Consider the following 13,536-nt stretch of genomic DNA (forward strand, 5'->3'; position numbering starts at 1 on the left):
TTGACTTTCTTTTCTGCCTTTTCTACACCTACCCATGCTTGTATATTGTACCCGCATTTTCCTATATGTGCGGCAAAATGCGTTATTTTTTCATCTCATACTGCAACATGTATTATCGGTTCTCATGCTTCTGATCATTTAACTCCTGATTATCCACCGTCTATTGTGTCTGAAAAAAGTAGTTGATCGAAAGTGGAGTTCTATTGATATTCAGTTAGCACAGTTATTGTGTTATGCGGAATTCTACCTGGGTTTTTTTTATTTTCCGCCCTTTAGTGAAGGGCGGATTTTATAAGTTGATTTATTATTTTAAAATAGAGTAAATTGGAGGGTATATTTTAACTAGTTAAGGTTTATATTTTTAATGTTAATTGAGTTGAATTAATACGCCATTATATTTTCTATGAATTGGCTGAAACGTAGCAGATAGCCGTCAGGATCTTGCACAAGAAATTCTCGTTGGCATGCAATGACTTCATCAATACGGTAGTGATTATCTTTAACCTCTCGGTAGAGTTTGATGTTATTAACTTTTAAGTTGTTCAGCAAAGGTGTTAAGTCATCAACTTCAATCTGAAAATTAATCCCCCTTCCAAGAGGATAATTTAATGAGGCAGTGTTCCAGCCATCATCATGTAGTGCTTCAAGCATAAGTTGTGCCTCACCAAGTGCTAAATACGCAAAATCTGGGTTATTCCGGCGAATAAGCAATTGGAAACCTAAGATTCTTTGGTAAAAATCTAGAGATAGAGAAAAATCAGTGACGGTAAATTCTGGAACCATTCGATTCCAATAGGGTTTATGTTGTTCCATATGTTGTCCTATATTCTACGATGTCTATTTTATTATATGAGAATAGATTAATTCTATCCAGAATGAAAATATTATAGTCTAATGAATTAAATAGTAATAGGTCTAATAAAGCTATTTTTTATTCCTGAGAAATCTTAGTAAATAATGCTATTAATTCTTACGTTATTTAACTTGATTTTTTAAGCTCTTATAGGATGGTTTACTGTGTTAGTAATTAACTTAATTGATGGTGCTTAATTGTATTGTTATATTTATTAAACTAAATTTATTATCTGTTTTTCTTGTTGATTTATATGATTCATTAAGTTGAATTCATATGTAAAATTATATTTATGATATTTTTATTTTTGTGGAATTGGTCACGGATAATTTAAATATTATCTATATCTTAATGGTTGATTTTAATCAGGGAATAAATGCATTTTATGATTTCTATATTTTTACGTTATTATTTTATTTGTTCTTGTAATATGCAAGCATGGTTTAATGTCGATCACCGTATTTCTCATTTTTTCCCTGATTAGCTGTTCTGGTTATATTTAAAAATTAAATATTGTAATCACTACATTTATTCTGGCGTATTTCTGGCTGTTCTTGGGAATTTGTCTGAATTATGCGGTATAGCCAACTATTGGATAAAAAAATATATATGAAACGTATTCCAGAACCTTTCCGTATTAAAATGGTAGAAAATATTCGCATGACTACTCGTGCTGAACGTGAAAAAGCGTTAGAAGAAGCCGGGTATAATCCATTCTTATTACCTAGTGACGCAGTTTATATTGATTTGCTGACAGATTCCGGTACTGGGGCAATGAGTGATCGCCAGTGGGCGGGGATGATGATGGGGGATGAAGCTTATGCAGGTTCCCGTAACTATTATCATCTATGTGATAAAGTTAATGAATTAATTGGTTATCAATATACTATTCCAACTCATCAAGGGCGTGGAGCGGAACAGATTTTATTTCCGTCGTTAATTGCCCGTAAAAAAGCGCAAGGTGGTGCAAAGCATCCGGTCTTCATTTCTAATTTCCATTTTGATACGACAGCGGCTCATGTTGAATTAAATGGCGCGAAAGCGATTAATGTCGTCACATCAAAAGCCTTTGATACAACCACTTATTATGATTGGAAAGGCGATTTTGATATTGATGAATTGAAAAAAACGATAGCAGAACAGGGTGATGATAATGTTGTCGCGATTATTACAACGGTTACCTGTAATAGTTCCGGTGGTCAGCCCATCTCTATCGCTAATATGAAAACTGTGTATGAGATTGCGAAGCAATATGATATTCCTGTGGTGATTGATTCAGCTCGTTTCTGTGAAAATGCTTGGTTTATTAAGCAAAGAGAAAAGGGGTACGAAAATAAATCCGTTAAACAGATCGTCAAAGAGATGTATCAATATGGCGATATGTTAACAATGTCGGCTAAAAAAGATCCTTTGGTCAATATTGGCGGTCTTTGCTGTTTCCGTGATGATGAAGATCTCTTTAGTGAAGTGCGTACCCGCTGTGTGCCAATGGAAGGGTTTGTCACTTATGGCGGTCTTGCCGGGCGCGATATGGCGGCATTGGCAATTGGTCTTGAAGAGGGAATGAATGAAGATTATCTGGCATATCGTATTAATCAGGTGGCTTATTTAGGTGACAGGTTAAGAGAAGCAGGTATTCCTATTCAATATCCAACCGGTGGTCATGCTGTATTTGTTGACGCTAAATTATTATTACCACATATTCCGGGAGAACAATTCCCGGCTCATGCACTGAATAATGCATTATATCTGGAGGCCGGAATAAGAAGTGTGGAAATTGGTTCTTTGTTATTAGGTCGTGACCCAGAAACCGGAAAACAGAAACCATCACCAATGGAACTTTTGCGATTAACTATTCCTCGTCGCGTTTATACTAATGATCATATGGATTATGTTGTAGAAGCCTTTATTTCCTTGAAGGAGGGATTTTCTCAGATTAAAGGGTTAACTTTTACTTATGAACCATCGGTATTACGTCATTTTGTTGCAAGATTAAAACCAATTAAATAATAATAAATATCGGGATGCTTCTTGTTTAAGGGCATCCCCAATTTTACTGCTTAATACCCGTTATCTTTCAAGTTGCCTCTTTGTTGGCCGCACTCGCTCACCCGGTCACATAGTTCGCTATGTTCCCGGGGATTTGCTCCCTTGCCGTCGCGATGCATCTTGAAATCCATAGGGTATATATAAAGTCACGCTAGGGTAACGCATATGGCTACTTCGTCGATAGAAAAATCGTCTCCATCTTTATTTGGCGGCGCCATGATTATTGGTGGAACGATTATTGGCGCCGGCATGTTTTCTTTACCGGTTGTCATGTCAGGAGCATGGTTTTACTGGTCAATCGCCACTTTGGTTTTTACCTGGTTTTGCATGTTGCATTCAGGATTAATGATATTAGAAGCCAATCTTAATTATCGGATTGGTTCAAGTTTCAGTACCATTACAAAAGATCTGTTGGGCAATGGTTGGAATATCATGAATGGTATTACCCTTGCTTTTGTTTTATATATATTGACCTATGCTTATATTTCCGCTAGCGGCTCGATTATTCAACATGCCATGCGCGAGGTATCAATAGATTTTTCACTTGGGTTTGGTGGTTTTTTATTTGCTTTTGTTGTGGCGTTTATTGTCTGGTTAAGTACTAAAACTGTCAGCCGGATAGCATCAATTATTCTTGGCGCTAAGGTATTAACTTTCTTTATGACGTTTGGCGGTTTGATTTATAACGTTAAACCCGCAGTATTATTTAATACAACTGAAGTTAATCCAACTTACTGGCCTTATGTATTAATGACTTTACCTTTCTGTCTGGTTTCCTTTGGATATCATGGTAATGTTCCTAGCCTGATGAAATATTATGGAAAAGAGCCAGAGAAAATCAAGAGATGCCTGTTTATTGGCACATCAATGGCCTTGGCGCTTTATTTGATCTGGTTGATTGGAACAATGGGCAATATTTCCCGGCCTGATTTTGTCGAAATCGTAGCAAAAGGGGGCAATATTGACGTTTTGGTTCAATCATTAAGTGGAGGATTGAATAGTTCAGCTCTGGACTTATTGTTAACTCTCTTTTCTAACTTTGCGGTTGCCAGCTCATTTCTTGGCGTCACGCTTGGGTTGTTCGATTATCTGGCCGATCTGCTTAAATTTGATGATACCAAATTGGGGCGTTTTAAAACGGCATTGGTGACGTTTCTTCCGCCAATAGTTGGTGGAATGATTTACCCGAATGGCTTTATTCACGCGATAGGTTTTGCTGGACTTGCTGCGACAGTTTGGGCGGCTATCGTTCCCGCATTACTTGCCAGAGCGTCCCGTAAGCGATTTGGCAGCCCTATGTATAGGGTTTGGGGAGGTAATGTGATGCTCGGTTTGATTTTGCTATTTGGTGTACTGAATGCTATCGCGCATATCTTATCAAATTTTAATCTATTGCCCGTTTATTCATAAAAAAACTCCTGCGGTGGGGGCCGCAGGAGCCTGGTGTTGACGGAAATAAGCTCCGAAAGGGAGAAAACAAAGCAGGTGTATTTATGTTTTAATTTAGTTTGTTAACTCCCAACATCTTACAGCAAGGTTATTAACAGGAAGTTCTTATGGCTTCCCTTTAGAACACGAATAGTTAGCTGCTTTAATTTCTTTTAGTACAACGTCCTAACAGAAACGTCGTAAATTCGTCACTGATAGAACAATAGCATTAGAATGCCCTCTTTTGGCAACTTTTTGCCTAGTCATTAATTAGTTGTATATAATCTTTCAGTGTCAGTGTTGTTTTTGCAACAGTATTAGCGCTGATGCTAAGCCATCATTTGCCGGTATTCGTTAATCACCTGTTGGCAAAAATCGGGTGAATTCACATGGTGAGGGCTTTTAATTAGTTGTCTATTTTCCGTTTCTATCAATGTAGCTTCAAAAGCTTGGATAAACGCTTGATTGGCATCAGGATTCCAGAATGGCCCATCTTTAATATCCAGAGCGGAAAAGCCACCTTCTGGGATAATAAATTTTACTTTTCCTTCGCACTGATTAAGTTTTTCAGCGATCCAAATTCCTATTTGCCGATTCTCTTCGGGTATGGTGCGCATTAATGTTACTTGCGAATTGTGACGGTAAAATTGCCTGTATTTGTAGCGTTCTGGGATCGTGCTCAGATGACCAAAGTTCACCATATCCAGCGCTCCGCAAGAACCAATATAAGGTATTTGCGTGCGGGCTATTGCCCCCAGACGGTCAGCGTCACAGGCAAGAACACCACCAAACAGATGGTCACAGACTTCAGTGGTAGTGATATCCAGTAGACTGTGAAGCAAACGGCTTTCGGCTAGTTTTTCCATTGTTTTGCCACCGCTGCCAGTCGCGTGGAAAACCAGACAATCATACTGCTGTTCCAACTCTCTGGTTAATAACTGTATGCAAGGTGTCGTCACACCAAACATCGTCAGACCAATAGCCGGTTTATCTTCAATATTGTTCTCTTCATGAAAATAGACTGCCCCTGCGATTTGGTTGGCCGCGTTTTTTAGCACCTGGCGAGAAATACGGTTAAGACCGGATACATCTGTGACCGAATAGAGCATAGATATATCGCTAACACCCACATAGCCAGAAACATCACCGGAAGCCATAGTAGAAACCATAAGTTTTGGTATACCTACGGGTAAAGATTGCATTGCCGGTGTGATCAGTGCTGTACCGCAGGAACCTCCCAGACCTAGAATCGCTAAAACATCAGTTTGTTTTGATAAAAACACATTGAAAGCAACTGACATCGCAGAAATGGCTTTCCCCTTATCACCACAGAAAACGGCTTCTTTACCTTGCGGGTGATGCTCTGCTACTGTTTGGGCCGTAATATCGGCGCCTCTTTCCAGTGAGCCGGATTGAGTAGTCAAATCCACAGTTCGAACAGCAAGGCCGGCTTTTTTGATCAGATCTCTGACGTAGAAAATTTCTGCGCGCTTGGTATCAAAAATAGTAGCGATATAAACATAGCCTTGGTTTTTTTTCATTATAATTATGAATACTTCCCTGGTGCTGACTACTCATTCATGGACAGATTATAGTCAAGATGAGACTCAAGTATCACTGTTATATTATCAAATTGAGACTGCCATCTCATTTTATCCATAAATAAGCTGAATCAATTTGAACGTTTTGTAGATAGTTGAGTAGAGTGATGATAGCGAAAAAATATTTTAACCATAAGTGCTAATGTAGCGATTTTTACTGTGAAAGAGTTGTGGGGGATGATGGACTCAAAGACGAAAACTCATTTTACCGGTACTCGGAAAAAAACTTATACATTGTTAATAAATGTGGCGTTGGAACTTTTTGAACAGAGGGCGATACCTTCGGTTTCTGAATTGGCAATGCATGCTGGTGTTTCCAGGGCAACGGCATATCGCTATTTTCCGACTCAAAGTGATTTAATTGATGCCATTGTTGGCGCCAGCCTTGGGCCGATTCTTACCTGGAAGCCGGCCAGTGAAAAAACTGAGGAGCGGATTATTGAGTTGTTGAATTTTGCCTATCCTCGAATGTTTCAACATGAAGGCGCGTTACGAGCAGCTCTGTTGGTTTCCTTGCAGCAATGGGCTCAGGGACGTTTATCTGAGGATAAACAGGAAAAGAAATTGGTTCGTGGGCATCGTAAAGATATCCTTGCAATGGTTGTCGAGCCATTAAAAGGTCATTTTCCGCCGGAGACTTTGGAAAATGTCATTCGTTCTTTTTCCCTGATTTATGGTTCTGAAGTCTTTCTGGTGATGAAAGATATTTGGCAGATGGATAATGAAGAAATTATTGAGATCACTAAATGGATGGCAAAAGCGATTATTAATCAGGCGCACAGAGATTCTGAATTATAGTTATTTTTGGTGGATTCTCCTGGTGTAGATATTTTGTCTGCTATTTCGTATAACTTACGGTTATTTCTATGAAAAATATTCCTGTTTATGATGATGTTATTGCCGCTGCCCGGCGTATAGAAGGTCATGCTTACCGTACGCCGGTTATGACTTCCCGCACTGCTGATGAAATGATCGGCGCTAAGTTATTTTTTAAGTGTGAAAACTATCAGCGAATGGGGGCATTTAAATTTCGTGGTGCTTTCAATGCGTTATCACAATTTAGTGGGGAACAACGCCGCAATGGGGTTGTGACTTATTCATCGGGTAATCATGCTCAGGCGATTTCATTGGCGGCTCGTATACTGAATATACCGGCGACAATTATTATGCCGTTCGATGCGCCTGCGGTTAAGGTAGCGGCAACCGAAGGTTATGGCGGTAAAATTGTTTTTTATGATCGTTATACGGGCGATCGTGAACAAATTAGTCGTGAATTATCAGAAAAGCAGGGGTTGACCTTAATTCCTCCCTATGATCATCCGCATGTTATTGCCGGGCAGGGAACCGCGGCCAAAGAGTTGTTTGAAGAGGTTGGGGAATTGGATGCGTTGTTTGTCTGCCTTGGTGGAGGCGGATTGCTTTCAGGGAGCGCGCTTGTTGCCCGCCATTTTTCTCCTGAATGTGAAATTTATGGTGTAGAACCGGAAGCCGGTAATGACGCTCAACAATCATTTCGTCAGGGAAAAATTGTTCATATCGATACGCCTAAAACCATTGCTGATGGGGCGCAAACTCGACATCTTGGGCAATATACTTTCGACATTATTCGAAAAAATGTTGATGATATCTTCACCGTTTCTGATGAGGAATTGGTGGATGCAATGCGTTTTTATGCGGAAAGAATGAAAATGGTTGTCGAACCGACCGGATGTCTGAGTTTTGCCGCTGTACGCCAAATGAGTACGCAGTTGCAAGGGCAGAGAGTTGGGATCATTGTCAGTGGCGGTAACGTGGATATCGAACGTTATTGTACTTTGCTGTCAAAACAACCTAAGACGTAATGAGCCATATAGAAGGGGGCTTTGATATTCACAAAACTTATAATGTGTGTTTTGTAGTGTAATTATTATTCTTTAGTTATTGATTTGTTATATTTAAATATTAATTGTAGGGCTAATATTATATATTGGCCGCTACATATTTTATGTGAATATTTTCCTATGTTATATTCACATTGATACATGTTATATTAATCATATACATCCTAATTAATTCTCAATTTATTTTGATGTATTGGATAATATATATTTTTTCTTCAACTTGTATCTAAGTTGGCAATAGAGCAGAAATATAAATTATTCTCGCGATTAATTTCATATCATTGAATTAATATGATGGAGGCAGCTATTGTCTAATATGCTTCCTCTAATAATAGATCTTTTATGACGTCTAAAATAGGTGATTATATGACTACGGAAAATAGCATTATTAATGATTTTAACGGTAAAACGAAGACTCTTGGATGGGATATTATTGCTGCTTATGATAGAACTAAAATCAATATGCTGTTTGAACAGCAATATGTGAGAAAAGTAAGTGAAGGTACACATTTTTCACCTATTTATTGGGAAAGCGAAAGTAAAAAAATCAAATTTGATAATTTGATATTAGGAGTACCATTAATTTCCTTCGAAAATTCATCAATTGAAGGTTCTCAGGCAACGGTAAAATTAAATTTTATTTCTGGTACGATAGTGGAACTTTATGATGATGGTAGAGTACAAAATTATCAGAGAATTACCGCGAATAATGATTACCATATGACGATAACCGTAGATTTGATTGCGGGAACAGGCTCTGTTGGTAATGATGGAAAAGTTGTTGTTGAGTTTAAAAAAGGGACTTTGGGTAAGGTCAATGTTATCAACGATGCGCCAGCGGAAGTAATCGCGTATTTCAGTAATTGGCTGAAAAACAATAAAGTAACTTATGAATTAGGTATTTTGAAGCTGGATAATACGGCTGGACTGGTTCCAAAAATGTTTAAGATTAGAACCCAACCAGCACCCGATGCTAATTTATATGGTTCTGATAATTATGGTCATGGGGCGGTGTTGTTATTTATTGCAACAAACTATAATCCTAACGGTGGAGTATTACCAACTAACTCAAGTAATTTTCCTTATTTGATCCCGGATAATCGTTCTGCGATGCTAATTATCAGTAATAAGACACTTTTTGAGAATATTCTTAAGCCGCAATATGAGCATTTATTACCGAGTTCTACGAGTGTAAATTTAGAATTAGTTAAGTTAGATAGTCAATCGGATGATTCAGCTAGCTATTTGAATATAACAAGTGGGAATGCTGAGAGCGATGAACCTGTACAATATGAAGGAGGAGGGTATAAAGTATGGACGGGAACGGTGAAATATCATGATAAAAGTAATATGTGGTTAGAGAACGCTAAGATCCCCTATTCAGGAATGCATATTAAACCAGGCAAGGAAAAAATTGTCTTTTCTGGGGAGGATAATAATGGTCACTCTTATCATTTTACCCAACCAGTTGGTATTCTTAACGATTCTCCGATAAGCGGTAATTGGTACAAGTCTAAAATTGATTTTTATATTGATGGTTCGATGGATATTACGCCTCATGTGAAATCTAATGATGAGATTGAATTAAAATTAAATAATAGAATGAGCTCCAGATATGACAAACAAGATGAGCCTTTTTGGACAATACACTTTTACCCTAAAGAAAAGTTTATTAATAAAATAGCAGAAATTGTTAAAGGTGTTGTTGAAAATAATTTATCCAATGTTGCAAAAATTAAATTAGATAGCATTAGTCTATTTGCCGTTAATCACCTTTTATTCCCTGAAAGCAATTATCTTGAATTTGATAAAGTGTATGTGCCTGGGGATATGGTGCTATTTGGTGATATTTCTCCAACATCAACTGCTTTTAAAATCAATGATCTTCAATTAACTATACCAGTGAAAACTAAGCATAAATTTACAACCAACACCAATGCAACGGTAAATTGGTCTATTACTCCAGCAGAATTGGGCAGTATTGATGCTAATACCGGCGATTACACTGCGCCGGACAAGATAAAGGGGAATAGTCAGGTTGTAACAATTACTGCGACAGACTCAAAAACAAACGCTAAAGCTTCAGCGGTTGTCACTCTGTTGCCTTCCTCAGTATCGGTTAGTCCTTCTTTTGTTGTTATCAATGAGAATGATGTTAATAAGGAAGCCAATTTTGCTGTTTATGGCAATAAAAAAGTGAATTGGAATGTGGAAACGGGTACTGACTATGGTGTTGTTGATGCGAATGGCAAATATACGCCTCCAGCCTCTTTCCCAGCCGGATATAATATGGTTACGGTGACGGCTGTTGCTGATAATGGCGATTTAGATAAAGTCAATATTTTGCTTATCAGTAAAAACACGAAAGCTGAATTCAAGATTGATCCTAGCTATAATCAAGAGTTATTAACACCTGATGCCGTAATGAAGTTCTCTTCTGTCGGTAATGATTTGACTTCTCCAAGTGAATGGAGCCTCATGCCAGAAAGAGGAGATATTAAGGTAGGAGAACCAGAAATCACGAAAGATGAGTTTGGTAATGACATCGAAAAATATACTGCAACTTATACTGCACCAAGTGATATCACTCGTTCGGAAATTGTTTTACTCAGAGTGACACATAAGAATAAACCCAATCGTGCGGGATATGCTCTGATTACACTGGAACCGAAAATCAGTTGATAACTAACTGTTTTTAATAACCACCAGATGATGCAATAAATTTCTTATTCTTTATTGCATCTCTGTTCTCTAATATATTTTTTATAAAAACTCATCCTATCTATTTCAAATAAATAAAGGTGATTCTATGAATGATAATATCAGCCCATTGCTAAAGAGATTAGGTGATAAATATAACCTTACTGATAAGATGATCGAATCAGGCTATAAATCTATTTTTGATATTATAAAAATACCCCGTAATCTATTCTTAGAAAATTATAATTCAGATCATCAGGCAGCAGATATTTACGATACAGCAAACAGCTATGCTATACAAATAGCGCGTAAATTTCGCCAGCAGCATTACACTCATAATAGCTATGTCAGGAGTTATTCTTCGCTTTCATTAAAAGAAGGCCCTCAATATCAATCCTTATTTCAGGATAATTGGCAGCAATACTGCCAAAATGGCGCACCGGAAGCAAATAACTCACCGGTCGCTTATTTAGCGGAGATTTATAAGTTAGCGATGGATATTGAATCCAACGCGGGTGCTGAGGCGATTAAAATGGATGATCGCCGCTCTGATTTAGCACATTTAATGCTGGATGAAGTCAGTATTAATCAAGAAGTTTCAACACTGTCATTGGTTAATACTATGCTAAGTCAACGTTTGGAAGCTATGCTAAAACAGCAAGGAAAAACCAATTTATCCAGTTATGATCTTTTGGCTAATATACGTTATCCGCTCCAACTTCCTTATGATTATGCACAAAACCAAATTAATCTAACATTTGATAATAAAAAACTTTTTTGTCTGGAAATGATGCAACAGACAGATAAGAGTTATCCTTATTTTCTTAAATCCAATTTGAATACAACTAACGGAGAATTTGTAACACCTTTAGTAAACCAGTTAGGAATTTCTCAGCAAAAAATAATTAATGAGCCATTGAATCCATCTAATAGCCAATTCTATCAGGATAATTACGGTGTTAATAATGCCGAGTTACTTGAGTTGTTATCAACTTTTACTACACAAACGGCGTTCTCTGTCGCAGAGGTTGAGCAATTATTATGTATAAAAGGAATATCTACAAATAAGGAAGTTGCATTAGAGCAAAATAATGTGAGATTATCTCAAAATGTGCTTAATTTAGGTATACCTGCGGCTCCTTATAGTTATGGCGCGGTTTTTATTAATGGGCCGAATGCAAAAGAGAGTGATTTCCTACATTTGTATCGTGAATTTGTCTCAACTGGTAATTTGCTACAGGAAGTAAATAAATTATCCGGTGTGAATCATGAACGCTTTGATAGATTAAATCGCATGATACGGCTGTGGAAATGGGTTAATTTGCCGGTAGATAAAATTGACTTATTGGTAACTTCGACGATGCGGGCAGAAGGAGATGCAAATAAACAATTACAGATGAATGAAAATACTTTACGTATGTTAGGTATTTTTCATCATTGGAGTAAAAAATATCATATTTCACCTGATGATTTTGCCGCGTTGATATATCAAATCACCCCTTTCTCGACGGGTACAGCGATTCCTTTCTTCGATCAGGTTTTCAATTCATCTTCATTATTTGATACGCCATTGGTGATTGATGATCGTGAGTTTTATTCGGAAACAAAGCAGGATGATACTATTATTAGTAAGTTATGTGCTGGTTTAAAAATTGAAGCGAAGGATTTTGCTCTATTAGCGCCATTAGTTGCTGAATCGATTGGTAAAAAGAGTTTAACATGTTCACTTGCTATTATTTCTGCGTTTTACCGTATTGTGCAATTGTCGAGAATTTTCGGGTTAACACCACAGGAAGGCGTGGTTCTTTTAACGCTGATAGGTGGAAATAAAGTATTAAAACAGGTCGCGGGTATGCCTTATTTATCGCAATCAGGAAATAATAGACAAACTGATATACTGGATATTATGCTTGCAATGGAGCAGGCTACAGAATGGTTGAGAGTAAATAAATTATCTGTTGGTACTCTTCAACTATTCTTATTACCAGCTAATGAAGTTGTTATGACCGGAAATGCGGCACAGGTGGCTTTTATTAATCAAGTTGGATTGCATCGTAATTCAGAAAGTCTGACGCTAGAAAATTTATCATCAAATATCTTACCGGCATTAGATAATAATGGTGATTTGATTGATTGGCTAACGCTACGTCAAACTGTTTTAAACGCAGTATCTCATCAAAAATATGGTTTGGTTAAACCTGATATTAATATTTTTGATGAAATTAATAAAGTGATGAAAAGTATATTACTTGATGAGAGAATCAAAGTATCTATTACTGAGCAATGGGCTGCAATTATTACTCAAACTCAATCCGCACAAAATGCAATATCGGCCAGTATGTTGGCAAATGCATTTCAGTTATCACAACCGTTTCCTTTATTTATTTTAAATTGGATTGGCTCAAATAGTTACGATTTTTTATTGAAGTCATTTGAACTGTCTGATAAGAATAATTTGCAACCAGAGATGATAAATCAGGATTATTTGATACTGATGTATGATTTATCCCGATATATTTCAGTGATTAAGACTTTTCAATTGAGTACGGTGATGTTGAACCATTTTTCTGAATATCCTGAACGGTTTGGCTGTCAAAACACGCAACTTTCTTTATCGGTTATTTATTACTTCAGTCGCTACCGAGATTGGATGCAATTAGTCTCTGTTTTAGATAACGCAGAAGATAAAATATTGCGTTATTTGGAGCTAGTCAATACGAATAGTCAAAATAACGATAAAGATAATATGGTGAAAATATTATCTGAACTATTGTCATGGCAGAGTGATGAAGTGTTATTAGCTAATTCACATATTATTGGTAAGGAAGAGAATAGAGCGAAAACATTGGCTGAAATAGATATCATGATGAGACTTAAAGTTTGGTCTGAGGAAATGGCTCTTTCCATGCGCTCATTATTAGCGACGATAAATATCAATGCTCATTCCTCTTATGAGGATTATAAACAGGTTGGCACAATGATGGTAGCAACTCTGTAAATATAGTTTTCATCGTGTAATAAAAAT

Annotated in this window: 9 protein-coding genes; 7 read left to right on the plus strand and 2 right to left on the minus strand. The window is 37.2% G+C overall.

The annotated features are described in order from the left end of the window. Positions 1-381: 381 nt before the first annotated feature. Positions 382-813: a bleomycin resistance protein gene (locus Phpb_RS09565; RefSeq protein ID WP_065390133.1), complete on the minus strand. Its 432-nt coding sequence runs from the start codon at positions 811-813 to the stop codon at positions 382-384. Positions 814-1,238: 425 nt separating this feature from the next. On the opposite strand from Phpb_RS09565, the gene tnaC reads away from it, so the two are divergent. The 3 genes from tnaC to mtr all read left to right on the plus strand — a co-directional run bounded on the left by tnaC (position 1,239) and on the right by mtr (position 4,312). Then, positions 1,239-1,337, plus strand: a complete 99-nt coding sequence (gene tnaC / locus Phpb_RS27530; protein ID WP_181147885.1) for a tryptophanase leader peptide — start codon at positions 1,239-1,241, stop codon at positions 1,335-1,337. 125 nt (positions 1,338-1,462) lie between these two features. Next, positions 1,463-2,863: a tryptophanase gene (gene tnaA / locus Phpb_RS09570; RefSeq protein WP_065390134.1), complete on the plus strand. Its 1,401-nt coding sequence runs from the start codon at positions 1,463-1,465 to the stop codon at positions 2,861-2,863. 204 nt (positions 2,864-3,067) lie between these two features. Further along, positions 3,068-4,312, plus strand: coding sequence for a tryptophan permease (gene mtr, locus Phpb_RS09575; protein ID WP_065390135.1), 1,245 nt, complete (start codon positions 3,068-3,070; stop codon positions 4,310-4,312). A 347-nt stretch (positions 4,313-4,659) separates the two neighbouring features. On the opposite strand, the gene Phpb_RS09580 is transcribed toward mtr, so the two are convergent. Further along, positions 4,660-5,871 (minus strand): Tm-1-like ATP-binding domain-containing protein, encoded by a 1,212-nt coding sequence (locus Phpb_RS09580; RefSeq protein ID WP_065390136.1) that lies wholly within the window; start codon positions 5,869-5,871, stop codon positions 4,660-4,662. A gap of 237 nt (positions 5,872-6,108) precedes the next feature. On the opposite strand from Phpb_RS09580, the gene Phpb_RS09585 reads away from it, so the two are divergent. The 4 genes from Phpb_RS09585 (at position 6,109) to Phpb_RS09600 (ending at position 13,509) form a co-directional block, all read left to right on the plus strand. Then, complete coding sequence (locus tag Phpb_RS09585) at positions 6,109-6,729, plus strand: TetR/AcrR family transcriptional regulator (RefSeq protein WP_065390137.1); 621 nt, start codon at positions 6,109-6,111, stop codon at positions 6,727-6,729. Positions 6,730-6,797: 68 nt separating this feature from the next. Next, positions 6,798-7,772, plus strand: a complete 975-nt coding sequence (locus tag Phpb_RS09590; RefSeq protein WP_420848341.1) for a threo-3-hydroxy-L-aspartate ammonia-lyase — start codon at positions 6,798-6,800, stop codon at positions 7,770-7,772. 405 nt (positions 7,773-8,177) lie between these two features. Continuing rightward, complete coding sequence (locus Phpb_RS09595; RefSeq protein ID WP_065390139.1) at positions 8,178-10,493, plus strand: hypothetical protein; 2,316 nt, start codon at positions 8,178-8,180, stop codon at positions 10,491-10,493. Between the two features lie 127 nt (positions 10,494-10,620). Then, positions 10,621-13,509, plus strand: coding sequence for a Tc toxin subunit A (locus tag Phpb_RS09600; RefSeq protein ID WP_065390140.1), 2,889 nt, complete (start codon positions 10,621-10,623; stop codon positions 13,507-13,509). Positions 13,510-13,536: the final 27 nt, after the last annotated feature.

The organism is Photorhabdus namnaonensis (assembly GCF_001684335.1).
Lineage (GTDB): Bacteria > Pseudomonadota > Gammaproteobacteria > Enterobacterales > Enterobacteriaceae > Photorhabdus > Photorhabdus namnaonensis.